At 72.6% G+C, this 25,212-nt stretch carries 19 protein-coding genes and 1 pseudogene; 13 read left to right on the top strand and 7 right to left on the bottom strand.

Annotation, left to right across the window (positions count from 1 at the left end):
- The first annotated feature begins 24 nt into the window (after positions 1-24).
- Positions 25-1,122, top strand: a complete 1,098-nt coding sequence (locus ACZ573_RS27130) for a DUF5925 domain-containing protein (RefSeq protein ID WP_471308609.1) — start codon at positions 25-27, stop codon at positions 1,120-1,122.
- Between the two features lie 80 nt (positions 1,123-1,202).
- Here the strand turns inward: ACZ573_RS27130 and ACZ573_RS27125 are convergent, their stop codons facing one another.
- Positions 1,203-1,592, bottom strand: a complete 390-nt coding sequence (locus ACZ573_RS27125; protein ID WP_471308606.1) for a GntR family transcriptional regulator — start codon at positions 1,590-1,592, stop codon at positions 1,203-1,205.
- A 71-nt stretch (positions 1,593-1,663) separates the two neighbouring features.
- On the opposite strand from ACZ573_RS27125, the gene ACZ573_RS27120 reads away from it, so the two are divergent.
- From ACZ573_RS27120 to ACZ573_RS27105, 4 genes are all read left to right on the top strand, one after another.
- Positions 1,664-2,605: a GNAT family N-acetyltransferase gene (locus ACZ573_RS27120; RefSeq protein ID WP_471308603.1), complete on the top strand. Its 942-nt coding sequence runs from the start codon at positions 1,664-1,666 to the stop codon at positions 2,603-2,605.
- On the top strand, positions 2,602-3,084 hold the full coding sequence (locus ACZ573_RS27115; RefSeq protein WP_471308600.1) for a ribonuclease FAU-1 family protein: 483 nt from the start codon (positions 2,602-2,604) through the stop codon (positions 3,082-3,084). Before ACZ573_RS27120 ends, ACZ573_RS27115 begins: the two co-directional genes overlap by 4 nt.
- A 189-nt stretch (positions 3,085-3,273) precedes the next feature.
- Positions 3,274-3,945, top strand: a complete 672-nt coding sequence (locus tag ACZ573_RS27110; RefSeq protein WP_471308597.1) for a histone deacetylase — start codon at positions 3,274-3,276, stop codon at positions 3,943-3,945.
- Positions 3,946-4,166: 221 nt separating this feature from the next.
- The gene (locus tag ACZ573_RS27105; protein WP_471308593.1) at positions 4,167-5,246 is read left to right on the top strand and encodes a lytic polysaccharide monooxygenase auxiliary activity family 9 protein; all 1,080 of its coding nucleotides are present in this window, start codon (positions 4,167-4,169) and stop codon (positions 5,244-5,246) included.
- Between the two features lie 32 nt (positions 5,247-5,278).
- Here ACZ573_RS27105 and ACZ573_RS27100 read toward each other — a convergent pair whose 3' ends face one another.
- The 4 genes and pseudogenes from ACZ573_RS27100 to ACZ573_RS27085 all read right to left on the bottom strand — a co-directional run.
- Entirely contained in the window at positions 5,279-6,139 is an 861-nt protein-coding gene (locus tag ACZ573_RS27100; RefSeq protein ID WP_471308590.1) for an esterase/lipase family protein, read from the bottom strand.
- A gap of 180 nt (positions 6,140-6,319) precedes the next feature.
- Complete coding sequence (locus ACZ573_RS27095; protein WP_471308588.1) at positions 6,320-7,339, bottom strand: DinB/UmuC family translesion DNA polymerase; 1,020 nt, start codon at positions 7,337-7,339, stop codon at positions 6,320-6,322.
- Positions 7,336-10,857, bottom strand: coding sequence for a DNA polymerase III subunit alpha (locus tag ACZ573_RS27090; RefSeq protein ID WP_471308585.1), 3,522 nt, complete (start codon positions 10,855-10,857; stop codon positions 7,336-7,338). The genes ACZ573_RS27095 and ACZ573_RS27090 overlap by 4 nt, the downstream gene beginning before the upstream one ends.
- A 736-nt stretch (positions 10,858-11,593) precedes the next feature.
- Positions 11,594-11,974, bottom strand: a pseudogene (locus ACZ573_RS27085) (amidohydrolase family protein); the annotation flags it as partial.
- A 390-nt stretch (positions 11,975-12,364) separates the two neighbouring features.
- On the opposite strand from ACZ573_RS27085, the gene ACZ573_RS27080 reads away from it, so the two are divergent.
- The 8 genes from ACZ573_RS27080 (at position 12,365) to ACZ573_RS27045 (ending at position 23,613) form a co-directional block, all read left to right on the top strand.
- On the top strand, positions 12,365-13,267 hold the full coding sequence (locus ACZ573_RS27080; protein ID WP_301372113.1) for an alpha/beta fold hydrolase: 903 nt from the start codon (positions 12,365-12,367) through the stop codon (positions 13,265-13,267).
- Positions 13,268-13,414: 147 nt separating this feature from the next.
- Positions 13,415-13,678, top strand: coding sequence for a hypothetical protein (locus tag ACZ573_RS27075; protein WP_471308582.1), 264 nt, complete (start codon positions 13,415-13,417; stop codon positions 13,676-13,678).
- Between the two features lie 238 nt (positions 13,679-13,916).
- A complete protein-coding gene (locus tag ACZ573_RS27070) occupies positions 13,917-14,081 on the top strand; it encodes a hypothetical protein (protein WP_471308578.1) in 165 nt (54 codons plus the stop codon).
- A 28-nt stretch (positions 14,082-14,109) separates the two neighbouring features.
- A complete protein-coding gene (fxsBH, locus tag ACZ573_RS27065) occupies positions 14,110-16,362 on the top strand; it encodes a radical SAM/SPASM protein FxsBH, inactivated beta-hydroxylase extension form (protein ID WP_471308577.1) in 2,253 nt (750 codons plus the stop codon).
- Positions 16,359-17,192 carry an AAC(3) family N-acetyltransferase gene (locus tag ACZ573_RS27060; RefSeq protein WP_471308574.1) on the top strand — a complete coding sequence of 278 codons (834 nt, stop codon included), beginning with the start codon at positions 16,359-16,361 and terminating at the stop codon, positions 17,190-17,192. Before fxsBH ends, ACZ573_RS27060 begins: the two co-directional genes overlap by 4 nt.
- An 80-nt stretch (positions 17,193-17,272) precedes the next feature.
- Positions 17,273-18,649 (top strand): TIR-like protein FxsC, encoded by a 1,377-nt coding sequence (locus ACZ573_RS27055; protein ID WP_471308571.1) that lies wholly within the window; start codon positions 17,273-17,275, stop codon positions 18,647-18,649.
- Positions 18,633-22,631 carry an FxSxx-COOH system tetratricopeptide repeat protein gene (gene fxsT / locus ACZ573_RS27050; protein WP_471308568.1) on the top strand — a complete coding sequence of 1,333 codons (3,999 nt, stop codon included), beginning with the start codon at positions 18,633-18,635 and terminating at the stop codon, positions 22,629-22,631. The genes ACZ573_RS27055 and fxsT overlap by 17 nt, the downstream gene beginning before the upstream one ends.
- Before the next feature lie 85 nt (positions 22,632-22,716).
- Positions 22,717-23,613 (top strand): DUF4231 domain-containing protein, encoded by an 897-nt coding sequence (locus ACZ573_RS27045; RefSeq protein WP_471308565.1) that lies wholly within the window; start codon positions 22,717-22,719, stop codon positions 23,611-23,613.
- Between the two features lie 34 nt (positions 23,614-23,647).
- Here the strand turns inward: ACZ573_RS27045 and ACZ573_RS27040 are convergent, their stop codons facing one another.
- Complete coding sequence (locus tag ACZ573_RS27040) at positions 23,648-24,127, bottom strand: hypothetical protein (RefSeq protein WP_393782279.1); 480 nt, start codon at positions 24,125-24,127, stop codon at positions 23,648-23,650.
- 97 nt (positions 24,128-24,224) lie between these two features.
- Entirely contained in the window at positions 24,225-25,112 is an 888-nt protein-coding gene (locus ACZ573_RS27035) for a S1 family peptidase (protein WP_471308562.1), read from the bottom strand.
- Positions 25,113-25,212 lie beyond the last annotated feature (100 nt).

The raw sequence follows: 25,212 nt of genomic DNA, 5'->3' as shown, positions 1-25,212 counted from the left end.
ATCGTGTGCCGGATCATGGGCGCCATGTCAGCCAACCCGCATGACGCGCTGCCGATCCGGCTCAACATCGACGACAGCGACTCACCGTCGGACGTCGTCGACGCGCTCTTCCTCGGCCGGTTCGCGTCCGGCGAGCAGCCGTACTCGCACAGCGTGTCGATCGAGCGGGTCAAGGCGGAGGCCACCCTCCTGCCGCCGGAGGCCACGGTGTTGCGCTCGGCGCGCGACAGCGACCGCAGCGCCACCCTCGCCGAGGGCGAGGGCTGGACCATGCTCGTCTCGCGCTGGAGCCGGGGCGCGGACGTCACGGTGACGGCGGTCAGCGACGAACTCGCCGCCGGTGTGCTCGGCAAGGCCACGGAAGGCGTGCAGGACGAGCCCGAACCGCAGCCCGAGAACGTCACGATGGGCTTCTGGTACGTCTCCCCGCGCCGCGGCCCGTACCGGACGACCCGCCAGATCGCGGCCGGGACCTGGGCGGAGGTGCGGCCCAACTACACCGCGCCGGTGGCCGGGGCGATGGACCGTCTGATGAAGGTGACCCCCGACGACATCGCGGGCCGGCTGCTCCTGCTGCACGGGCCGCCCGGCACGGGCAAGACCTCGGCACTGCGCACGCTGGCCCGGTCCTGGCGCGACTGGTGCCAGGTGGACTGCGTCCTGGACCCGGAACGGCTGTTCAACGACGTGGGCTACCTGATGGACATCGCGATCGGCGAGGACGAGGGCACGGCGAAGGGCCGCTGGCGGCTGCTGCTGCTGGAGGACTGCGACGAGCTGATCCGGGGCGAGGCCCGCCACACGGCCGGGCAGGCGCTGTCCCGCCTGCTGAACCTGACGGACGGCCTGCTGGGGCAGGGCCGCAACGTCCTGGTGGGCGTCACCACCAACGAGGACCTGGAACGGCTCCACCCGGCGGTGGTCCGCCCGGGGCGCTGCCTGGCCCGCATCGAGGTCGGCCGGCTGACCCACCGGGAGGCGGTGGACTGGCTGGGCACGGACGAGGGCGTCTCCCGCGAGGGCGCCAGCCTCGCGGAGCTGTTCGCCCTGCGCCGCGGCACGGGCCCGGCGGCGATCCTGCCACCACAGCCGCACAGCTCGGAGGCGGGGCTGTACCTCTAGCCTCCGGCTCGGCGGGCGGTTCCTCGGCCCGGCCGCGCCTCAATGCGGGGCCTGGGGGCGCACGGCCCGACCAGCGGTGGCTACGTGGCGGCGTACCGCGCCCGGAGGGCGTCCGTGGCGGCGGCGAGGGCTTCGGCCTGCGTCAGGCCGAGGCGGTGGACCCGGTCCGCGTAGGCCTGTGCGACGGACGCCGCCTCGCGGGACACCGCGTCCCCGGCGGCCGCGATGAAGGTCCCGTTCCGGCCCCGCGTCTCGATCACCGCGTCCGCCTCCAGCGCCCGGTACGCCTTCGCGACCGTGTTGGCGGCCAGCCCCAGCTCCTCCGCGAGGCCCCGTACCGTCGGCAGTTTGAAGCCCGCCGGGAGCTTCCCCGACCGGGCCCGGTCGGCGATCTGCGCGCGCAGTTGTTCGTACGGGGCGGCCGACCCGGCCGAGCCGTCGATGGTGATCTTCAGGTTTGTCGAGGTCACGCGGGTGATTGTCCACCATCGGCGGTTAATTGGGAGGCGCACGCCGCGAAGGCGCACGTAGCGTCTGCCACATGACCGTATCGATCCGCGACCTCCACCCGGACGACCCCTCGGACGCGGAGTCCGTCGTACGGGTACGCCGCGCCGCCCTGCCGTTCATGATCACCACTGCGGAGGGGGTGGCCTTCGAGCTCTCCTCCGCGCACCCGGCGAAGCACCACCGGATCCTCGTCGCCGAGACCGCGGACGGCCACGTCATCGGCACCGCCCAGGTCGGCATCGCGTACGACAGCCCCGAGCCCGGCCAGTCGTACGTCAACGCCTACGTCGATCCCGCCCACCGCGGCCTCGGCGCCGGCGCCCTCCTGCTGCGCACCGCCGAGCAGCACCTCACCGCGCGGAGCGCGGTGGACGTGTACGCCTGGGTGCTCGACGAGCCCGCCCCGCGCGCCTTCGCCGAGCGGCACGGCTACCGCCCCAGCCGGTCGGCGCACTTCCTGCGCCTGGACCTGGCGGCGGCCACGCTGCCCGAGCTCCCGCGGGACCTTCCGGCCGGGGTCGAGCTGCGCCCCGGTTCCGCCTTCGCCGCCGACCCGCGGCCCTTGTTCGAGGCCGACGCCGAGACGACCTCCGACGAACCGGGCGATGTAGCGGCGGAGTTCGACGACTACGAGGACTGGCTCGCGCACACGTGGAACAGCCCGTCCCTCGACAAGGAGCTGACCATCGTCGCCCTGGTCGACGGCGTCGTGGCCTCCTTCACCGCGGCACAGACCGATGGCGGGACCCGCTACGCCTCGGCCATGACCGGCACCCTGCGCGCCTTCCGCGGCCGGGGGCTGGCCAAGCTCGCCAAGACGGCCTCCCTGCACCGGGCCCGCGCGGCCGGCTACACCGAGGCCTTCACCGGCAACGACGCGGGCAACGGCCCGATGCTCGCCGTCAACGAGTGGTTCGGCTACGAGATCTGCGCGACCGAGACGCGCCACACGAAGAAACTGGAGACCCCGTGACCGCACAGCTGACCGTCGTCCTGACCAAGGCCGGACGGACCAAGATCCGCTACCCGGCGGCGCAGGTCGGCGACGACGGCGACCGGATCTCCGTGCGCGCCCCCTGGGCGGCGGAGGGCGTACGGGACTTCGGCTTCGTGCGCTTCGAGCCGGGCGACGTGTTCGTCGAGCACTTCTGGCGGACCCGCTGGTACGCGGTCAAGGAGGTGTGGACCGCGGGCGGTGTCCTCAAGGGCTGGTACTGCGACGTCACGCGGCCGGCGCTGGTGCAGAGCGGGGAGATCCTGGTGGAGGACCTGGACCTCGACCTGTGGGTCTCGGCGGACGGGAGCTCCGTGCTGCGGCTGGACGAGGACGAGTTCGCCGAGAGCGGGCTCGCCACGAGCGACCCGGAGGCCGCGGCCCAGGCCGTACGGGCCCTCGACGCGCTGGACGACCAGGCCCGGTCCGCGGCCGGCCTTTCCGCGCTCCTCTCGTAGTCCGGGGACGTGGGGACGCGGGGCGCGCGGCGGCCCTCCCGTGGGGAGCCGGGAGGGCGCCGGGCCCGGGATGGTCCGGGGCCACACCATACGCACGGGCCTCAGCGGCCCGATAGGCATATGACAGGGGATATTCCGGATCCCTGGCCGCCCAGCACCTACCTCATCCCCGACCCCGAGGACCCGAGCATGCCCGTCCACACCGCCACCCCGCTCACCGAGGCGGTCCCCACGCCCGAGAAGGTCTGGTACGCCTCCTACGGGTCCAACATGCACATGGACCGCCTCGCCACGTACATCGCCGGCGGGACCCCGCCGGGTGCGGCACGCACGTACCCGGGCTGCCGGGACCACAGGGCGCCCGAACGCTCGATCGCGGTCGAGCTGGAAGGCCGCCTGTACTTCGCCACGGAGTCCCCGGTCTGGACGGGGGGCCGGGGCTTCTACGACCCCACGGCTCCCGGGCGCATGCGCGGACGCGCGCACCTGGTGACGGTCGGCCAGATGTCCGACATCGCCGCACAGGAGATGTACGAGGAGCCGGGGGCGGACCTGGACCTGACGACGGCCCTGCGGGACGGCCGGGACGAGCTGGGCCCGGGGCGGTACGAGACCCTGATCTGCCCGGGCACGATCGAGGGCATCCCCATGCTGACCTTCACCGCGCCGTGGAGCCTTCAGGACGTCGAGGTGCTCAACCCGTCGGGCGCATACCTGCGCTACCTGGCCGGAGGGCTCCTGGAGTCCGGCCCCTGGGAGGAACCGGACATCGCCGACTACCTGGCGGCCTGCCCCGGCGCCGCCGGCAACTGGACGGCCGCACAGGTGAGGGACCTGCTGACGAGTGGCACCGGCCGGTGACGCCCTGCCGGGCCCGCTTCCTGAGGCGGCGCTTGTCCCTGGCTTAAGGGGACCCTAAGGATCCGCTCCGGTGGGCCCGAGGCGGCAGAACCCGTGGTCGGGGCGGCTAGCTTGGCCGGGCCAGGACAGGAAGGGCCCGTTGCGGCGCCGCCGGGGGGCGGCGCACCGCGGAGCCCGATTCCACCGGCACGCCCCTGCCTTGTGCCCGAAGGAGATCACCCATGCCCGCACGCCGCCGCACCGCCGTCACGCTGACCCGTATCGCCGCCGCCGGCCTGGCCCCGCTCGCGCTGGCCGCGTACGCGGCGGCTCCCGCGGTCGCCCACGGTTCGATGACGGACCCGGTCAGCCGGGTGGCCGCGTGCTACGCCGAGGGACCGGAGTCCCCGAAGTCGGCGGCGTGCAAGGCGGCGGTCGCGGCCGCCGGGACGCAGCCGTTCTACGACTGGAACGCGGTGAACATCGCCAACGCGGCCGGCAACCACCGGTCGTTGATCCCGAACGGCCAGCTCTGCTCGGCCGGCAACGACAAGTACCGGGGGCTGGACCTGGCCCGTGCCGACTGGCCGGCCAGCCCGATGGCCGCCGGCACGCACACCTTCCGCTACAAGGGCACGGCCCCGCACAAGGGATCCTTCGAGCTGTACGTGACGAAGGACGGCTACGACCCGACCAAGCCCCTGGCCTGGTCCGACCTGGAGCCCGCGCCGTTCGCGAAGGTCACCGACCCGGGCATGCAGAACGGCGACTACGTCTTCTCCGGGACCGTCCCGAACAAGTCGGGCCGCCACCTGATCTACAGCATCTGGCAGCGCTCCGACAGCCCGGAGGCCTTCTACACCTGCTCGGACGTGGTCTTCGGCAAGGACAACGGGGGCGCGGGCGGCGGCAACGGCGGCGGCTCCGGTACCGCTCCGACCACCGGGACGGGTGCCAAGCCGACCGGCAAGCCCGGCGACAAGCCGTCCGGCAAGCCGGGCGACAAGCCGACGGACAAGCCCTCGGCCCCGACCGACCAGCAGATCTCCGACGGCGCCGGCAAGTCCACGGTGGAGCACAACGGCCACGGCGACAACGACCCGAAGACGAACGGCACGACGGATGCCGCCGCCGTCCCGCTCGCCGCCGGCTCCTCCTCGCCGGCCGCGGCCAGGGACAACCTCGCGGAGACGGGCGGCAACAGCGCCACCCCGACGATCGCGATCGCCGGGGCCGCCGCCCTGGCCGTCGGCGCGGCCGCGCTGTTCGCGGCCGGCCGCCGCCGCACCGCGCGTACGGCGACGGGCCGCCACGGCCGCTAGAGCCCGTCCGGTGCCGGACCGCCTGCGCTCCGTCAGTCGAAGACCGAGGCGCAGGTGGTCGGTTCGGCGTGTGCCGGGTCGAGGGCGTTGACCGCCTCGTGCCACGCGATCCGGTCGGTGAGCCCGATGGCCACGTGCTCCGAGAGGTCCAGGAAGCACAGGTCCTGGAGGACGACGTTGCGTACGTTCGGCCCGTCCAGGAAGGCGCTCCGGTACGGGGTCACCACCTCGTCGTACTTGGTCGCGATGACCGTGTACTTCACCCCGGGCACGGTGTCCCCGCCCTCGTTCAGCTTCTGCTGGAAGGCGGATCCGGCGATCTGGTCGGCGAGCCCCGGGGTCGCGGTGCTGATCAGGTCCTCGGCCCCGGGGAAGTACGGCAGGAGCTTGGTGAATCCGAGCAGGGTGGTGCCGTGGTTGTCGGGGGCGAGCCCGACCAGCGCGTTGACCTTCGAGGCGCCGCCGAGGAACTTCAGGTAGTAGCGCGGCATCATGCCGCCCTGCGAGTGCCCGATGATGTCGGTCTTGGCGGAGCCGGTGGCGGCGAGCACCTTGTCGACGAAGACGTCGAGCTGCCCGGCGGACTTGTCGATGGGCCCGAGCCCGTTGAAGAGGGGGACGCCGGGCAGTTGTCCGTAGTCGAGCGAGTAGACGCAGTACCCGTGGTGGACGAGGTAGGGCGCGAGGCCGAGCCAATTGTCCCAGGAGTTGCCGAAGGTCCCGTGGACGAGGACGACGGGGCGCGGGTGCGCGGCGGACGGCTTGCACGACCAGTTGTTCCAGCCGCTGCTGGGGGCGGCCGCGGCCTGCGCTGCGCCGGTGGGGGCGACGAGTGCGGCGGCGGCGAGGGTGAGGACGGCGAGTGGGCGGAGCAGGCGTCTCCAGGGCAGCATCGGATGATCTCCTCGCGGGTCGGCTCAAGGGGATGAGCGTGGGGGTTCGTCCCGTGATCCGGATCACAAGGGGGAGCTGCTGCCGCTAAATTACGGGTGAGTAGCAACACAGGGAAGTTACGCGTCGGTAAAAACTCGCGCGTCGCCCGGGCGACCGCCTGTAAGGCGCCGGACGGACCGTCAGGCGGCCAGCGCGCCGCGGGCGATCGCGTGCGGACCGAAGCGCGCGCGGACCCGGTCCGTGACGGCCTCCAGGCGGCGGGCCTTCTCGTCCTCGGGGTCGAGGCTGAGCTGCCGCGTGGCCCGATCGGCCGAGGTCAGGTCCTCGGCGCGCAGGGACAGCGCGCGGACCCGGGCCCGCTGCAGGCCGAGGCCCGCGTAGAGGGCGTAGGCCGTGGCGGTCAGGGCGGCCGAGTGCGCGGTGGGCTCTGCCAGGGTGCGCGTCCGGGTGAGCGTGGTGCGGTCGGCGCAGCGGACGGTGAGCGTGAGGGCGCGGCAGACCTGCCCCCGGCCCTGTTCCTGTGTACGAAGCTTCGCGCCGAGCTCCTCCGTCAGCGAGAGCAGCGCCCGCCGGTGCCGTACGGGATCCAGCTCGTCCAGATCGAAGAGCCGCTCGGCGGCGACGGCGCGGGCGGCGGAGCCCGGCCGGACGGGGGTCCGGTCGATCCCGAGGGCGCGCTCGTGCACCTCACGGCCGAGCCGGGCGCCGAGGATCCGCCGCAGGGCGGCGGGCGGGGCGGCGGCGACCCGGCCGACGGAATCGAGGCCGTAGGAGCACAGGGTGCGGGCGGCCTTCGGCCCGACCCCGTCGAGGGCGGTGACGGGCTTGCCCGCCAGGAAGTCCCGTACGGCGGCGGGCTCCGCGGGGATCACCAGGGTCTCCCCGGGCCGGGCTTCGCGGGCCGCCGCCCTGGCCAGCATGGGGTTGCCGGCCACGCCGACGGCGGCGTCCACGCCGTACAGGGCGAGGGCCCGGACCCGGATCACGGCGGCCAGCCGGGCGGCGTCGCAGTCGAAGTACCGCAGCGCGCCCCGGATCTCGGCGAGGACGGTGTCGGGCGCCAGCGCCTGCACGGCCGGGGTGATGCCGCCGAGCAGCGCGAGCACCCCGGCGTACTCCCGGGCCCCGAGCGGGCCCCCGTCGGCGGGGTACGGGCGCAGGCACATCACGACCCGCTCGGTGGCGGTCCCGGCGGTCATCCCGCGCTCCCCGGGCTGGAGTGCCACAGCTTGCGGCCGGTCGCGGGGCCGGTGCCCGGCGGCTGGAGGTCGGCCCAGGGGTTCATCTCGTACCCCGTGGACATGCGGATCCTGCGGCCGGGACCTCGCGGACCCTGCGGGCCCTTCGCCGCAGGCTCCCCGTCCTCGGCGCCCGGGGCGGCCGGCTCGGCCGCCGGCTCGGCGAGGCGAACCGCGACCGCGTCCAGGCCGCCCGCTTCCCGCAGTTCCACCAGCTCCGCCAGGTTCCATGCCGCCGCCCCGACCACGCTCAGGCTCTGCGGGCCCCGCCGCTGCACGACACCTCGTACCAGCAGCAGGAAGGAGTGGAAGACGGTGTGCGCGCAGCGTTCGTGGCTGTCGTCGAAGAAGGCCAGGTCGACCAGGCCCGTCCCGTCGTCCAGCGTCGTGAAGATGACCCGCTTCCCGGAGCGGATCGGCGGGGTCTGGGTGGCCGCCTTGGCCCCCGCGACCAGCACGGTCTGCCCGTGCTCGGTGTCCCGCAGCCGGCGCGCCGGGATCACTCCCAGTTCGGCCAGGAAGGCGTGGTGGTCCCCCATCAGGTGCCGCGAGGCGTCCATGCCGAGGACGCCCAGCTCGGCGCTGAGCCGCTCCGCGTCGCTCAGGTCGGGCAGTCCGACGGAGGCCGTGGACCGGCCGCCGTCCAGCGGGAGCTGGGGCCCGCGCACGCCTGCGGACCGCTGCGCGCCGTGCAGTTCGGACAGGTGCAGCAGAAGGTCCCGCCGGTTGGCGCCGAAGGCGTCCAACGCCCCGACCTGCGCGAGCCGTTCGGCGACCGGGCGGCCCGGGTGCGCCCGGTCCCAGAAGTCGCGCAGGGAGGCGTACGGCTGTCCCGCCTCGATCCGGTCCGCCTCGGCCCCGCTGATGCCGTGGACGTCGGACAGTCCGAGCCGCAGCCCCCACACACCTCCATCATCGGACACCAGTTCGATACGATGGGCGGCCGCCGACCGGTTCACGTCCAGCGGCAGTACCGGCACGCCCCGCCGCCGCGCGTCCGCCAGCAGCAGCCGTTTCGGGTACATCCCCGGGTCGTGGGTCAGCAGCCCGGCGTAGAAGGCCGCCGGGTGGTGCGCCTTCAGCCAGGCCGACTGGTACGTGGGCACCGCGAAGGCCACCGCGTGCGCCTTGCAGAAGCCGTACGACCCGAAGGCCTCCACGATCTCCCAGGTCCGGCCGATCACCTCCACCGGATAGCCGCGCTCGGCCGCCTTCGCCGCGAACCAGACCTTGATCCGCGGCTGCGACTGCGGGTCGGACAGCCCGCGCCGCACCCGGTCCGCCTCGTCCCGCCCGCAACCGGTCATGACGTGCACGATCTCGATGATCTGCTCGTGGAAGACCACCACCCCGTACGTCTCGCGCAACGCGTCGGCCAGGTCCGGGTGCGGGAAGCGCACCGGCGCCCGCCCGTGCCGGGCCTCGATGAAGGGCCGCACCATGTCGGCGGCCACCGGCCCCGGCCGGAACAGCGAGATGTCGACGACCAGGTCGTGGAAGGTGGCCGGCTGCAGCCGCCCCACCAGGTCCCGCTGGCCCGGCGATTCGATCTGGAAGCAGCCCAGCGTCTCGGCGGATCGGATCAGCTCGTACGTGGCCCGGTCGCCCGGCGGCACCTGCGCCGGGTCGTCCAGGTCGAGCTCCTCCCCCGTGCCACGGCGGATCTCCGCGACCGCGTGGGCCATCGCGGACTGCATCCGCACGCCCAGCACGTCCAGTTTGAGCAGCCCGAGCTCCTCCACGTCGTCCTTGTCGAACTGGGACATGGGGAAGCCCTCGCCACTGGTGGGCACCACCGGTGTACGGGCGAGCAGCGAGTCGTCGGAGAGCAGCACCCCGCACGGGTGCATGGCGATCCCGCGCGGCAGCGCGTCCAGCGATTCGACAAGCTCCCACAACCGCCCGTACGACTCCCCCTGTACGTCGCGCAGTTCGGGGAGTTCCTCCAGCGCGGCGCGGGCGTCACGGGCCCGGATGTGCGGGAAGGCCTTGGCGAGCCGGTCGGTGACGGCCGGGTCCATGGACAGGGCGGCGCCGACGTCGCGGATGGCGTGCCGGACCCGGTAGGTCTCGGGCATGGAGACGGTGGCGACGCGCTCGGTGCCGAACCGGTCCATGATCCGCCGGTAGACCTCCAGCCGACGGGCGGACTCCACGTCGATGTCGATGTCGGGCAGGACGCGCCGCCGCTTGGAGAGGAAGCGCTCCATCAGCAGGCCGTGGGCGACGGGGTCGGCGTGCGCGATCCCGAGCAGGTGGTTGACGAGGGAACCGGCGCCGGAGCCGCGGGCGGCCACCCGGATTCCCATCTCCTTCACGTCGTCCACGACTTGAGCGACCGTCAGGAAGTACGTGGCGAAGCCGTGGTAGGCGATGATGTCGAGCTCCTGGTGCATCCGCTCCCAGTACGCGCGGTCACCCGCGTAGCCGCGCAGCACCATGCCGGCCGAGGCCCGGGAGGTGAGGACCCGCTGGGCGCTGCGGTGGGCCGCGCCGACGAGCCGGGCCTCGGGGAAGTGCACGGAACCCATGCCGAGGTCGTCCTCGGGGTCCACGGAGCAGGCCTCGGCGGTCCGCCGGGTCTCCGCGAGCAGGCGCCTGGCGTCGGCGGGGCGCAGGCCGGCCGCCTGCGCGATCCGGTCGGCGGCCTCGGCCATGGCGGCGGGGGCCTTGAGCCAGCGCTCGCCGCTGTCGAGGGGGCCACGGCGGTCGATGGGAACCAGGCGGCGGGCCGCGTCGAGGATGTCGGCGACCGGGCCCTGGCCGGGGTCGGCGTAGCGGACGGCGTTCGTGAGCACGGCCGGGACGCCCTGCTCCGCGGCGAAGCCGACGGTACGGGCGGCCAGCCGCAGCGAGCCGGGTCCGGTGCCGGTGCGGCCGTGGTGGACGGCCTCCAGGCGCAGGGAGTCGCCGTAGATCTCCCGCCAGGGTGCGAGCAGCCGGGCGGCCCGGTCGGGGCGGCCCGCGGCGAGCGCCCGCCCCACCTCGGAGCCGGGCCCGAGCAGGACGAAGACGCCCTCCCCGCGCAGGGCCTCCCAGGGCACCAGCGGGACCTCGGCGGCCCCCGCGTGTGCGGCGGTGACCATCCGGCAGAGCTCGGCCCACCCGGCGGCGCCGTCCCGGGCCAGGAAGACGGCGCGCGCGGCGGACTCGTCCACGAAGGCCCCGCCCTTGACGGGGGTGCGCCGCCGGTACGAGGCCTCGCCGGACCCGCCGCCCGCGGCGGATCCGGCCGGGCCCCCCGACCCGGCCGGATCCGCCGCGGGCGGGACCGCCATGTCCACTCCGAACAACGGCCGGATGCCCGCCTGCGCGCACGCCTTCGCGAACCGGACCGCGCCCGCGAGGGTGTCGCGGTCGGTCAGGGCGAGGGCGTCCATGCCCCGCTCGGCGGCGCGCTCCGCCAGCCGCTGCGGGTGTGAACCTCCGTAGCGCATGGAGAACCCCGAAACGGTGTGCAGATGCGTAAAACCAGGCACCCGCGGCCTCCTGCTTTCGCTCGAATGAACACCTCCCCCGCTCTCCACCATAGAGCAATTCGAATATTCGTGCGAAACACTTGTTCGATCACCTGACGTCTGCCCTGCGGGCGGCTCGGCGGTGCGTTCGGGCCGTGTGCCGGGCGCTGCCCGGACCCTGCGGGCGGCTCGGCGGTGCGTTCAGGCCGTGTGCTGGGCGCTGCCCGGACCCGCGCCTCAAACGCCGGCGGGGCTGAATGCGCGGGCCTGTCGGCAGGGGGGCGGGGTGGGGTGCCGGGGCGGGGTGTCTCCTCGGCTCGGCGCGTGCGGGTTTGTCTCGGTTGTGCGCGGTGGTTGCGCGCTCGTCCTGCGGGGACACCCCGCCCCGTCCCCCACCCCTCAGGCTGTCGAAGCCCACAGGGGGACGGAAGCCGGGCTGTCGGAGCCCTGCCGTGGGGCGGGGACACGCAGGAGGGTCCCCGCAGGACGAGGCGCGACCACGGCCGTCTGGCCGGGACAAGCCCGCACGCGCCGAGCCGAGGAGACCCTCGTGCGGGGCACCGCCCCACACCACCCAGCCCCGCCGGCGATTGAGGCGCCCCACCACGGCAGGAGGGATCCGTGCCGCCGAGCCGACCGCAGGGCACCCCGCAGGGGACCGGCCGGCGATTGAGGCGACCCACCTCGGCAGGGAAGCCACACCACCGAGCCGATCGCCAAGCCCCCCGCAGGGGCACCGCAGGGCACCCGGTCGGGGTCAAAACCTGCGGTGGACCACCTCGCCCGCCACCACGACCGTCTCGGCGACCGTGCCCGGGATCTCGTCCGCCGGGACGGTGAGGATGTCGCGGGACAGGATCACGAAGTCCGCCGCCTTGCCCACCGTGAGGGAACCGCGTTCCCGTTCGAGGAAGTTGGCGTGGGCCGAGCCCATCGTGTAGCCGTACACGGCCGTCGCCACGTCCACCGTCTCGGCCGGCTGCCAGACCGGGCCGCCGCCGGACAGCGGGCGGCGCGTCACCGCCGTGTAGATGCCGACCATCGGGTCCATCTCCGCCACATTCCAGTCGCTGGAGAACGCCAGCACCGCCCCCGCCTCGCGCAGGCTCCGCATCGGGGCGCCGCCGTCACCGCCGTCGGCTCGCTCGCCGCGCTCTTCCCGATCGGCGCTTCTCGCACCGGCGGGTCAGGAACTCCCCTCCTTTTCCCGGGTCGCCGACTCGACTCGGCGACCCGACGACTCGATCTGCGGACTCGGCCCGATGACTCGGCCCGGCGAGTCAATTCGACGGCCAAAAGCGGAAGCCGCCGCACCGAAAAGGCCTTTCACGGCGATCGGGCATCCGTTCACGCCCGTTCACACCCCCGGTCCACCCCCTTGACCAGGGCATATGCAAGAGGAACAAAGGCCTTCCCGGGCTCGTGAAGGCATTCACAAGAATTCCGCCGGAAGTGCGCCCTACCGCGCTCCTCCCCCAGCGCGCACAATCGCGATGACGGCTCACACCGACCGTGAAGGAGGGAGCGCGTGCGCAATCAGGTGCGCACAGCGGACGGGCGCGCTCTGACCGTGGAGCGCTGGGGCGACCCCGACGGTAAACCCGTCTTTCTGCTGCACGGCATGCCCGGCAGCCGCCTCGGCCCGGCCCCCCGGGGCATGGTCCTCTACCAGCGCCGGATGCAGCTCATCGCCTACGACAGACCCGGCTACGGCGGCTCCGACCGCCACGTGGGCCGCACCGTCGCCGACGTGGCCCAGGACGTGGCCGCCATCGCCGACGCCCTCGGACTGGACACCTTCGCGGTCGCCGGCCGCTCCGGCGGCGCCGCCGGAGCACTGGCCTGCGCCGCCCTCCTCCCGGACCGGGTCACACGGACCGCGGGAATGGTCGGCCTCGCCCCCCGGGACGCGGAGGACCTGGACTGGTTCGCCGGGATGGCCGCGTCGAACGTACGGGAGTACACCACCGCCACCGACGACCCCGAGGAGCTGGCGGCCCGGCTGATCCCGCGCGCCGACGGCATCCGCAAGGACCCCGGCCGGCTGCTGGACGAACTGCGCCGGGAGCTGACCGACAACGACCGCATGATCGTCTCGGACGCCGGCCTGCGGTCGATGCTCCTGCGGAACTACCGCGAGGGGCTGCGCCATTCGGCGTATGGATGGATCGACGACGTCCTCGCCTTCAGCCGCCCCTGGGGCTTCGACCCCGCCGACATCCGCTGTCCGGTGCTGATCTGGCACGGCGAGCTCGACGTGTTCTCCCCCGTCGGCCACTCCCGCTGGCTGGCCCGCCGCATCCCCGGGGCCACGACCAACATCGTTCCCGCCGCCGCGCACTTCGCCTCCCTGCGCGCGCTGCCCGACGTACTGAACTGGCTGCTGCGCGACCTCCCGGCACCGGATCTCAACGAACAGCAGCCCGCATAGGGGTTGTTGACTCCACACGTGCCCGAACCACATCCGAACGCGCAGTAATCACCGCGCCGTTCCGCATGGGGCTCCTCGCAGTAAAGTCCACGCCGCCGGGCCCGCCACCACTCGACAGGGGGCCCCATGAGCCGTGGAGGCTGTCCCATGACCCTGCACATCGACGACGTCGGCCTGCTCATCCTCGCCGTCGGGCTCCTCGTCGGCTACGCCGTCTACAAGCACACCAGGGCCGCCTCCGGGGCCACCTCCAAGGGGGACATCGTCGGCGCGATCGGCGCCGCCGCCGCGGTGATCACCGCGCTCTTCCTGCTGTTCGGCGGGAGCGGTTCCGCGTCGGCCGGGCCGGACTCCCGGCCGGCGGGACACGCCCTCGCATCGCACCAGGTCAGCGGGGTGCGGCCGGCGTAGGTCCGGTCCGGACAGGGCCGTGGCCGGGACCCCCGGCGATGAAAAGGATCTTTCCTTCCGGCAAACGGCCGAATCCGCCCTCTTGAGAAATCCGCCACGCATTGCATGGAAGTCTTGACCAGGCGTCATGTCTCGTGTTGCCAAGGGGGACTGTCCTAGTAAAGTCCCTGTTTGACAGCAGCATGTAGCCGTTGTCATTCACATGTCCATTCCACATGGCTTCCCCAAGGACGGTGCCGTGAACACTTCAGCATCCCCCGCGACCAGCTCGGTCAAGGCCCACCGGGTCCCGCTCGGCAAGATCGACGTCCACACCGCGTCCGCGGCGAAGACGCTCGGTCGCGTGCTGCCGGCCGAATCTGCTCGTCCGGTTCAGGCACCGATCTTCAACTCCGCGCTCTGACCCGAACTCGGCGCTCTAGACTGGTGGAATGACCGGCCTGATCGCATTTCGCGAGATCGTCCTAAAGGTTCACAGCAGGTGCGATCTTGCTTGTGATCATTGCTACGTCTACGAACATGCAGATCAGAGCTGGCGAGCCCGGCCGAAAGTGATCTCCCCCGAGGTTATTTCGCATACCGCGTCCAGGCTCGCCGAACATGCCCGTGACCATGCACTCCCCTCCGTCACGGTGATTCTCCATGGAGGGGAACCCCTGTTGGCGGGCACGTCCCGGCTCCGCCTCGTGTGCGAGGAGTTCAGCCGGGCACTCAGCGGGATCGCCACCCTCGATCTGCGGATCCACACCAACGGGCTCCAGCTCAGCACCCGTTACCTCGACCTCTTCGACGAGTACGGCGTCCGGGTCGGCATCTCCCTCGACGGGGACCGCGCCGCCAACGACCGCCACCGCCGCTTCGCCGACGGCCGTACGAGCCACCCGCTGGTCCTGGCCGCCGTCGCCCTGCTCCGCTCCGAGCCGTACCGCCACCTCTACCAGGGCCTGCTCTGCACCGTGGACGTGGCCAACGACCCCGTCGCCGTCCTGGACGCGCTGGTCGAACTGGAGCCCCCGCGCGTGGACTTCCTGCTCCCCCACGCCACCTGGGAGACACCCCCGGCCCGTCCCGACGGTGCCCCCGACGCCTACGCGCGCTGGCTGCTGCGGATCTTCGACCACTGGGACCGGCTGGGACGCCCGGTGCCCGTACGGCTCTTCGAGTCCCTGCTCTCCACCCTGCGCGGCGGCCCCAGCCTCACCGAGTCGCTCGGCCTCGCGCCCACCGACCTCGTCGTCGTCGAGACCGACGGGACCCTGGAACAGGTCGACTCCCTCAAGAGCGCCTTCGAGGGGGCCGCGGCCACCGGCTTCAATGTCTTCGACCATGCGTTCGACCAGGTCGCGGCCCATCCCGGGGTCCGCGCCCGGCAGCTGGGCCTCGCGGGCGTCAGCGACTCGTGCCGCCGGTGCCCCGTCGTACGTTCGTGCGGGGGCGGGCTCTACACCCACCGCTACCGCGACCGGAACGGCTTCGACAACCCCTCCGTCTACTGCACCGACCTGCGCGAGCTCGTGGACGGGGTCGAGGGCCGCACCGCTCCGCGGGAGACCGCGCCGCAGCTGACCGACCCGGCCGAACTCGCCCGCTCCCAGGAGGAGCTGACCCGGATCCTGCTCGCCCGGCTGCACGCGGACCTCGCCGCCGACCCCGCCTGGGCGCACGCCTGGGAGCTGCTGGCCGCCGTGGAGGGCGCCGGGGAGGCGGGCCCGGACGCGCTGGACGCCGTACTGGACCACCCCTTCACCCGGACCTGGGTACTGGCGGCCCTGGACGCCGCCCGCGACGGCAGCCAGGACGCCCCGGAGGCGGCGCGCAGGCTGACCGCGCTGGCCGCCGCGGCCGTGCTCCGCGGCGGGCTGGACCTGCCGGCCGAGGTGGCCTACCGGGACGGCGAGGTGTACCTGCCGACGCTGGGGCTGCTGCGGCTCGGGGAACCCGGCACGGAAGGCCGGGCCGCGCTGCACGTCACCGACGGGGGGTACGCCGTACGGGACGGCCGCGCCGAGCACCGCTTCGGGCCCACGGCGGGGGACGCCCGCTGGCAGCCCGTACGCACCTGGTCGCCCGGGCCGGACGCGGCCCCGGTGGCCCTGGAGGACCTCGACCCGTACCGCAACTGCTTCCCCCGCCCGCCCAGGCTCCGCCTCGGCGCCGGGGAGGCCGAGGAGTGGCGGGGCAGGCTGGACCGGGCGTGGGCGCTGCTGCACGAGGCGGTGCCGGAGTTCGCCCGGGCGGCGGCCACCGGGCTGACCACGCTGACCCCGCTCGCGGGCGGCCCGCGGTCGGGCGGCTGGGGCGAGGCCGGGCGGCACGGGCCGGGGGCGCTCGGGGTGCCGTACGCGGCGGGGGTGCGGGAGACCGCGCTGGCGCTGCTGACCGGGCGGCGGCGCACCAGGCTGCGGGCGCTGACCGAGGTGGCCGACCTGTACGCGCTGGACGGGCAGTGGCAGCACCGCTCGCCGTGGCGGGAGCGGCCGGTACCGGTGTCCCGGCTGCTGGCGGACGTGCACGAGCGGGTGGCGGTGGAGGCGTACCGGCGAGCCACGGCGACGCCCGAGCCGGGCGGCTCGGACCGGATCCACCGGGCCCTGGACCAGCTCTCGGAGGCGGCCGAGCTGACCGTCACCGGGAAGAGCCTGGTGGCGGAGCTCCGCTACGAACTGAAGACGGTCGACGCGTGACCGCGCCCTCCCCGGCGCGGCCCTCCGCGCCATCCTCCGCGCCCGGCAGGCTCCGGCTCGCCGTGCAGCTGCGGCTGGCCGGGGTCCGCCCCGGCATGCGGCTCATGGTGCACTCCTCCCTCGGCGGGACCGGGCTGCGCGCGGAGCTGCTGCGCGACGCCCTGACGGGCGTCCTCGGCCCGCGCGGCACCCTGGTGGTCCCGGCGTTCACCCCGGAGAACTCCAAGACCTCCACCGCCCACCTGGAGCGGATCCGCGGTCTGGACGAGGCCGGGGTGCGGGCCTTCCGCGAGCGGATGTCCGCCTTCGACCCGGCGAGCACCCCGAGCCAGGGCATGGGGTCCCTGGCGGAGGCCGTCCGCACCGCGCGGGGCGCCGCCCGCAGCGCCCACCCGCAGACCTCCTTCGCGGCCCTCGGGGCGGAGGCGGAGCGGCTGTGCTCGGGTCATCGCCTCGAAAGCCATCTGGGGGAAGAGTCACCCCTGGGAAAGCTGTGCTGGGAGGGCGGCCAGGTACTCATGATCAATGTGGGGTTTTCGGTCTGCACCGCTTTCCATCTCGCGGAGTACCGAATTCCGAAGCCCCCCTTGCGCATGTACGAGTGTGTGGTGAAGGTGAACCTTCCGGGGCCGCAAAGGCACCGGCAGGAGGGGGAGTGGACGGCATACGAGGACGTCGCGCTGGACGACGGCGATTTCGCGGAGATCGGTGACGCGTTCCCGGATTCACGGGTGCGCAGGGGGCGGGTGGGAGGTGCGTCGACCATGCTCTTCTCCCTCCCGGAGGCCGTCGATCACGCCCTTGACTGGATGACCGAAAACAGACGCTGATTGACTGAACGATGAGGGGATGTGGCGAAGCAGCTCCGGAATGATGTTTCTTCGCTTCGCATCTTCGGGACGGGGGTCGTGTGCCCGCATCAGGGGAGCCGTACTTTTTTCTCAGTTACGCACATACACCGAGGTTCGGGGCCGGGGGCCCCGACCCGGACATGTGGGTCGAGCGCCTGTTCCGTGATCTCTGCGGGCATGTCATGGCGCTGACGGACCTGCGTGCCGGGTACGACGTCGGGTTCATGGACCGGGAGATACGCAGCGGCGAGGGCTGGTCCGAACGGCTCGCCCGGGCACTCGCCAACTGCAGGGTCTTCGTTCCCCTGTTCTCGCCGCGCTACTTCGCCAGCGAGATGTGCGGGAAGGAGTGGTTCGCCTTCGCGCAGCGCGCCGTCCAGCACGGCGCGGTCAGCAACAAACAGGCCGAGGCCATCGTGCCCGCGTTATGGGTGCCGGTGCCGCCGGAGCAACTCCCGGGCCCGGCCGAGCGGTTGCAGTTCAACCACAACACCTTCGGCGAGCGCTACGTCACCGACGGCCTGTACGGGCTGATCAAGCTGCGCGGTTACGCCGAGCAGTACGAGCAGGCCGTGTACGAGCTCGCCCGGCGCATCGTCCAGGTCGCCGAGACCGCCCATCTGGACCCCATCCGCCCGCTGGACTACCGCAACGTTCCGAGCGCGTTCGGCTCCAGCGGCAGTCCGGCCCGCACCCTGCACGTGACCGTGGCCGCCGCCTCCCGGCACGATCTGCCCGAGGGCCGCACCCCCGAGTACTACGGGGACACCGCGATGGAGTGGAATCCGTACCACCCGGTCGCCCAGCGGCCCATCGCCTACGTCGCCGAGGACCTGGTCAAGAACCTCAACTACCAGACCACCATGTCCTCCTTCGACGACGAGGCCGGGCACCTGGACAGCAAGCAGCTGCCGACCCGGCCGGAGATCCTGATCGTCGACCGGTGGGCGGTGGAGGACGAGCAGCGGCGCCGGCGCCTGGCCGCCTTCGACCGGGAGCCCCGGCCCTGGGTCAACGTGGTCGTGCCGTGGAACCGGTACGACCACCAGAGCCGGTCGAAGGAGAGCGAGCTGGCCGACCGGCTGGAGAACACCATGCCCAAGACGATGAGCCAGGGCCGGGCCGCCTGCCGGGCCGCCGCGAACGGCGTGGCCAACGTGGAGACCCTCGGCCAGATCCTGCCGCAGGTGGTCGAGGCCGCCGCCCAGCAGTTCCTCAGACACGCGCAGCCGTATCCGCCGAAGGGCGACACCTCCATCGAACGGCCCCGGCTGCTGGGGCCGATGGGGATGAACGGGCCGCCAGGGCCGCCATCGCCCCGTGTCCCGTTCCCGCCCGACTCCGACCGGCACCGGGCCGGGCCGGCGGGGGCCGGCCTCCACGACAACGACGACCACGACACCGACCGGGGGGACGCGGATGACAGCGAGCAGTGACAACAGCGGCGGCGACAGCGACAGCCGTGACGGACGCATCGTCACCTTCTATTCGTACAAGGGCGGCACGGGCCGCACCATGGCACTGGCCAACACCGCCTGGATCCTGGCGGCGAACGGCAAGCGGGTCCTCGCCGTGGACTGGGACCTGGAGGCGCCCGGCCTGCACCGCTTCTTCCACCCCTTCCTGGACCCTTCCACGCTGGGGGCCACCACCGGGGTCATCGATCTGATCAGCGAGTACGCCTGGGCGGCGACCAGCCCGGTGCAGCGGCCCGACGACTGGCACAAGGACTACGCGCGGATACAGCCGCACGCCGTCTCGCTCACCCCGGAGACCCACGGCTGGGAGTTCCCGGACGGCGGCACCCTGGACTTCGTCTCGGCGGGCCGGCAGAACCGCGAGTACTCGGCGACCGTCTCCACCTTCGACTGGGACAACTTCTACGACCGGCTCGGCGGCGGGCTCTTCTTCGACGCCTTACGCGCCGACATGAAGCGGAACTACGACTACGTCCTGATCGACAGCCGCACCGGCCTGTCGGACATCGCCGACATCTGCACGGTCCACCTCCCGGACATCCTCGTCGACTGCTTCACGCTGTCCGACCAGTCCATCGACGGTGCCGCGTCCGTCGCCCGCCAGATCGACGAGCGGTTCAACGACCGCGGCATCAAGATCTACCCGGTCCCGATGCGCATCGACGAGGGCGAGAAGGAGAAGGCCGACGCCGGCCGGGCGCTGGCCCGGATCAAGTTCGACCGCTTCCCGAACGGCCTGGTCGGGGACGAGCTCACCTCCTACTGGGGCGCGGTGGAGATCCCGTACCGCCCCTACTACGCCTACGAGGAGACGCTGGCCACCTTCGGCGACGAGGCCGGGCTCACCAACTCCCTGCTCTCCGCCTTCGAACGGCTCACCGCCGTGGTCACCGAGGGGCACATCACCTCCATGCCGGTCATCGGCGAGGAGGTCCGGCTGCGCATCAGGGACGCCTTCACCCGGCGCCGCCCGGCGCTGCCCGCCGACCTGTTCCTGTCCTACGTCGCCGAGAACCGGATGTGGGCCGACTGGATCGAGTCGGTGCTCACCCGGGCCGGGTTCCGGGTCGTACCGAAGGACGTCTCGGCCGAGCGGGCACCGGGAGCGACCGCCGGGGACACCCTCGGGGGCGCGGGCATCAGCATCGACACGGCCGCCCGGACCGTGGTGCTGCTCTCCACGGCCTACCTCAAGTCGGCCCGGGCCGTGGACGTGTGGGAGCGCGCGGCCGCCGAGGACCCGACCGGGGGCCGGCGCCAGCTGGTGCCGCTGAGGGTGGGCGACGTACGGCTCTCCACGCCGTACATCGACCGCAACCCGGTGGACCTGTTCCGGCTCGACGAGCCGCACGCGACGACCGCCCTGCTGCGTGCGGTGGAGCGGCCCATGGCCCTGCCCGACAGCGGCAGCAGTGCCTCGCAGCCCGGTCCCCGCTTCCCGGGGACCGTCCCGAAGATCTGGAACGCGCCGCCCCGCAACCCCGGGTTCACCGGGCGCAGCATCGTGCTGGAGCGGATGCGCGACCAGCTCGGCGGGGGCATGGCCGTGGTGCTGCCCCAGCCGCAGACCCTGTTCGGGCTCGGCGGCGTCGGCAAGACCCAGGTGGCGCTGGAGTACGTGCACCGGTTCATGGCCGACTACGACCTGGTGTGGTGGATCTCCTCGGAGCAGACCGACGACGTGGTCGCGGCCCTCGCGGAGCTGGCGGTGCGGCTGGGCGCGCAGACCGGCGAGGACATGGCGGCCGCCTCCCAGGAGGCGATCGACCTGCTGCGGCGCGGGGTTCCCTCCTCGCGCTGGCTGCTGGTCTTCGACAACGCGGACGATCCGGAGACGCTCAAGCGGTTCTTCCCGCCGGGCGGGCCGGGCCATGTCCTGGTGACCTCCCGCAACCAGTCCTGGTCGCAGTACGGTGACGCGCTGCCGGTGGATGTGTTCCTGCGGGAGGAGTCCATCGAGCACCTCCAGCGCCGGGCCCCGGGGCTGAGCAAGGACGACGCCGAGCAGGTGGCGGTGGCGGTGGGCGACCTGCCGCTGGCCGTCGAGCAGGCGGGTGCCTGGATCGCGGAGACCGCGACCCCGGTCGCCGCGTACATCGAGCAGCTGGCCCAGCAGGCGGCGAGCGTCCTGGGCCTGAACCAGCCGCCCGGGTATCCGGAGCCGGTGGCCGCCACCTGGAACATCTCCATCGAGCGGCTGCAGTCCCGTTCCCCGGCGGCCGTGCGGCTGCTCCAGCTGTGCGCCTTCCTGGCTCCCGAGCCGATCTCCGCGAACCTGCTCTACAGCAAGGAGATGATCGACGCCCTCAAGCCCTACGACGCCTCGCTCCAGGAGAAGCTGGTGCTGGGCCGGGTGATCCGGGAGATCGGCCGGTTCGCGCTGGCCAAGGTGGACCAGGTCAGCAACAGCATCCAGGTGCACCGGCTGGTCCAGGCCGTGATCCGGTCGCAGATGCCGGAGGAGGACCAGCGGGAGGCCCGGCACGCCGTCCACCGGATCCTGGCCGGCGCCCGGCCGGACGACGACGAGCCGATCGACAACCCGGAGACGTGGCCGCGGTTCAACACCATCTGGTCGCACCTGACCCCGTCGGAGGCCCGGTACTGCAAGGAACCGGAGACGCGCAGGCTGCTGATCGACCGGGTGCGCTACCTGTGGAAGCGCGGTGATTTCAAGGCCGCGTACGCGCTCGGCGAGGAGCTGCGCGAGGCCTGGAAGGAGATGCTGGGCAACGACGACCTGCAGTACCTGTACCTGCGTTTCCACCTGTCGAACATCCTGCGTTCGCAGGGCCGGTTCGTGGAGGCGAAGGAGCTGGACGAGGTCACGCTGGAGCGGCAGAAGGCGGTGCTCGGCCCCTCGCACCCGCACACGTACATGACCATGAGCGGTCTGGCCAACACGCTGGGCGCGCTGGGCCATTACGGACAGGCGATGGAGCTGGCGACCGAAGCGCACGAGGGCTTCAGCCAGATCTTCCACGAGGCGCACCCGCGCACGCTGGCCGCCGCGAACAACCTGGCGCTGAACCTGCGGCTCGTGGGTCAGTACACCAGGGCCCGTGAGATCGACCAGGAGGTGCACGACCTGCGTACGGAGGTGCTCGGGCCGGAGCACCCGTACACCCTGTCCTCCGCGCAGAACCTGGCGCGCGACCTGCGCGAGGTGGGCCGGTACGAGGACTCGGTGCAGCTGCTCAGCCGGACGTACGACACCTACAAGCGGACGCTGGGGAGCGCCTTCCCCGGCACCCTGTCGGCGGCGAAGAACCTGGCGGTGTCGCTGCGCCGGGCCGGCCAGCTGGAGGACGCCCTCCGGCTGACCACGGCCACCCGGGCCCGCTACCGGGCCAAGTACACCTCCGTCAACCCGGACCTGCTGTCCTGCGAGCTCAATCTGGCCTCGGACCTGTTCGCGACCGGGGATCCGGGCGGGGCGCGGGACCTGGCGCAGGAGGTGGTGGACGAGTACATGAAGGTGCCGGGCGAGCGGCATCCGTACACGCTGGCGGCCGTGAACAACCTGGCGGTCTTCCACTGGGGCACGGGCGCGGCGGAGACGGCGGAGACGATGCTGCGTCAGACGATACGGGGGATGCGGGACGTCCTCGGCGACAACCACCCGCACACCGTCTTCGCCCATCTCAACCTGGCCAACACGCGGGCCGACCTGGGCGATCCGGAAGGCGCTCTGGAGCTGGAGCGGCTCGCGGTGATGCGGCTGCGCGAGGTGCTCGGGGCGCACCATCCCGAGACCCTGGCGAGCAGCTCCAACATGGCGGTCAGCCTGGACTCGATGGGCCGCAAGGAGGAGGCGGCCCGGCTGCGGGCGGAGGCGGTGTCCGAGCTGACCCGGCTGCTCGGCGAGGACCACAGCCTGACCCGGTACGCGCGCGACGAGCGGCGGGTCCACCGCGACCTGGAGCCTCTCGCCGTCTGATCCGACGGAGGGCGGCGGGGGCTCCGCGACCGCGGGGGCCCCGCCGCCCTCCACCCGACAGCAGGGGGGCGCTGTGACCGACAGCATGACCTTTCGAAACGAGGACCTGCCGGCCCTCTTCCATCACACCGACCAGGCGGCGATCTCCCGGCAGCGGGAGTCCACCCAGGCCACCCGGGCCCAGTTGCTGCTGCTGGTCGCGGCCGCGGCGGCCGCCGCGCTGCCCGCCGGGCCGAAGCTGGGCTCGATGTACTTCTTCGGGCTGCTGAGCGTGCTCGCGTACGTGGGCGTGCTGGGCGTGGGCATGCGGGCGACCCGGCGCCGGGCCCGCCCGCAGTGGCAGCTCAACCGCAGTGCGGCGGAGTTCATCAAGTCCCTGGCCTGGCGGTACGCGGTGCACGGGGCGCCGTTCGGCAGTGAGGTCGCCGCGCCCGAGGCGACGTACCGCACCCGGCTGGAGGCGGGTCTGGCCGAGCTGCGGAAGATGGGCTGGGAGGATCCGCGGGCCGCCGGGACGGTGCCGGAGGGCGGGGAGATCACCGGCGCGATGCAGCGGCTGCGTGGGATGGACTACCAGGCGCGGCGCGAGACGTACGTCCGGGACCGGCTGATCGAGCAGCGCAACTGGTACCGGCGGCGTACGGAGGTGTCGCGGCGGGCGACGAACCTGTGGTCGTGGACGATCGTGCTGCTGACCTGCCTGGCGCTGCTGTTCGCGCTGCTGGGGTCGTTCGGTTCGGGTCCGGGGCCGAGGCTGACCGCGCTGCTGAGCGCGGCGGCGGCGGCCGGGATCGCCTGGAACGAGGTGCGCCGCCACCATCCGCTGATCGAGGCCCACACGCTGATCGAGCAGGATCTGGCGGCGATGATGGTCGTGATGCAGACGACCATCACCGAGTCGCAGTGGCCTTCTTCGGTGTACGAGACGGAGCGGTACGTGTCGCCGCAGCACACGGACTGGCTGGCGCGGCACAGCAGTTGAGGTGCTGAGGGTGGGAGGGTGGGAGGGGTGTGGCTCAGTCCCGGGTCACGCCCTCGCACCAGATGACGGTGACCGGTTTGCCGAGCGCCCGCGCGTAGGCGACGATCTCGGCGGTGCCGCCGTGCCCGCGGGCGGGCTGTCCGTCCCAGACGGCGACGAGCCGGTCGCAGGAGTCGGCGATGTAGGTGCCGGCGGCGTAGTAGGCCTCGTCCGTGGAGCGGGCGAAGTCCATCCGGACCTCCTGGGTGGCCCGGTTCTTCAGGCCCCGGTAGCGGGCGAGGGCCTCGGCACCTTCGAAGGCGTCCTCGTAGTCCCCGCTGGGGATCACCACGGTGAGGTCGGCGCCGTGTTCGAGGGCGATGGCGGCGAACAGCTGGTCCGCTCCCTCCGCGAGGCTGGAGAAGGCCTCCAGCGGTCCTTCGTGGCCGCCCAGTACGGCGCGCAGTCCGCTCTCCACATGGCCGAGCACCGAGTCCGGAATGGCTCGGTGCCCGGTCACGCCGATTCGTTTCATGCAGAAACCAGCCTCCCCCGTGGACATGGCCGCCTGGAACATCCTCCCAGAAGGCGGGAGGACGTCCAGGGGTGCGGCGGGGGCGCGTGAGTCACCGTCAGTAGACGCTGACACCGTAGGCGTTGAGGGCTTCGACCACGGGCTGGAAGAAGGTCGTGCCGCCGGAGGAGCAGTTGCCGCTGCCTCCGGAGGTGAGGCCGACGGCGCGGGTGCCCGAGTAGAGCGGGCCGCCGCTGTCGCCGGGTTCGGCGCACACGTTGGTGCGGATCATGCCGTAGACGATGTCGCCGTTGCCGTAGTTCACGGTGGCGTTGAGGCCGGTGACCCGGCCGCTGTGGATGCCCGTGGTGGAGCCGCGCCGGGTCACGGACATGTTGACCGTGGCGTTCACGGCGCTGGTGATGTCCTGGCTGCCGACGGTCCCGGGGGGCACCGGCGTGTTGCTCGCGTACTTGATGAGGCCGTAGTCGTTGGTGGGGAAGCTGGAGCCGGTGGTGGTGCCGAGCACGGTGGTGCGGGCGGAGTTGGTCCACCAGGTGCCCGCGCCGTCGGTGCAGTGCCCGGCGGTCAGGGCGTAGTAGTTGGCGCCGCTGCGTACGTTGAAGCCCAGCGAGCAGCGCCAGCTGTTGGCGTAGATCGCGTCGCCGCCGGAGACCAGCTTGGTGAGCTTGCCGGGGATGCGTTCGATGCGCAGGGCTCCGACGTCGGCTCCGGCCTCGCGCTTGATTCTGTCGATGGCGGCGGCGGAGACGGTGGAGTCGGCGGTGACCACGAGGGTTCCGGTGGCGGGGTCGGTGTGCCAGGCGGTGCCTCCGACGTTGGCGCGCAGCACGGATGCGCTGGCCGACGCGAGCCGGTCGGCGGTGAATCCGCCGCCGTCCTGGGGGTCCGCGGTCGCCGCCGTGGGGACGGCGAACGCTGCGGCGGCGGCCAGGCCGGTGGCCGCCGCGAGCAGCCTGGTACGGGTCATGCGCTTGATCCTCACTTCTCGTCCTCCTGGAGAGGGTCGGGGGCCCGGCGGTCGTGGGGGTGCCAGAGCCCGTGAGGCGCAGCCGGGGGCACGGCGGGCGCATGAACTTTGGCCG

Source organism: Streptomyces sp. NPDC040545, assembly GCF_055595065.1.
Note: the sequence above shows the minus strand (reverse complement) of the source record. Positions and strands in the feature narration are given on the sequence as shown.

What these genes read in the sequence shown, in the direction of transcription:
- ACZ573_RS27120 (WP_471308603.1), top strand. Translation starts at nt 1,664, where the DNA reads ATGACCGTATCGATCCGCGACCTCCACCCGGACGACCCCTCGGACGCG.
- ACZ573_RS27045 (WP_471308565.1), top strand. Translation starts at nt 22,717, where the DNA reads ATGACCTTTCGAAACGAGGACCTGCCGGCCCTCTTCCATCACACCGAC.
- ACZ573_RS27095 (WP_471308588.1), bottom strand. Translation starts at nt 7,339, where the DNA reads ATGACCGCCGGGACCGCCACCGAGCGGGTCGTGATGTGCCTGCGCCCG.
- ACZ573_RS27100 (WP_471308590.1), bottom strand. Translation starts at nt 6,139, where the DNA reads ATGCTGCCCTGGAGACGCCTGCTCCGCCCACTCGCCGTCCTCACCCTC.
- ACZ573_RS27105 (WP_471308593.1), top strand. Translation starts at nt 4,167, where the DNA reads ATGCCCGCACGCCGCCGCACCGCCGTCACGCTGACCCGTATCGCCGCC.
- ACZ573_RS27110 (WP_471308597.1), top strand. Translation starts at nt 3,274, where the DNA reads ATGCCCGTCCACACCGCCACCCCGCTCACCGAGGCGGTCCCCACGCCC.
- fxsT (WP_471308568.1), top strand. Translation starts at nt 18,633, where the DNA reads ATGACAGCGAGCAGTGACAACAGCGGCGGCGACAGCGACAGCCGTGAC.
- ACZ573_RS27075 (WP_471308582.1), top strand. Translation starts at nt 13,415, where the DNA reads ATGACCCTGCACATCGACGACGTCGGCCTGCTCATCCTCGCCGTCGGG.
- fxsBH (WP_471308577.1), top strand. Translation starts at nt 14,110, where the DNA reads ATGACCGGCCTGATCGCATTTCGCGAGATCGTCCTAAAGGTTCACAGC.
- ACZ573_RS27040 (WP_393782279.1), bottom strand. Translation starts at nt 24,127, where the DNA reads ATGAAACGAATCGGCGTGACCGGGCACCGAGCCATTCCGGACTCGGTG.
- ACZ573_RS27130 (WP_471308609.1), top strand. Translation starts at nt 25, where the DNA reads ATGTCAGCCAACCCGCATGACGCGCTGCCGATCCGGCTCAACATCGAC.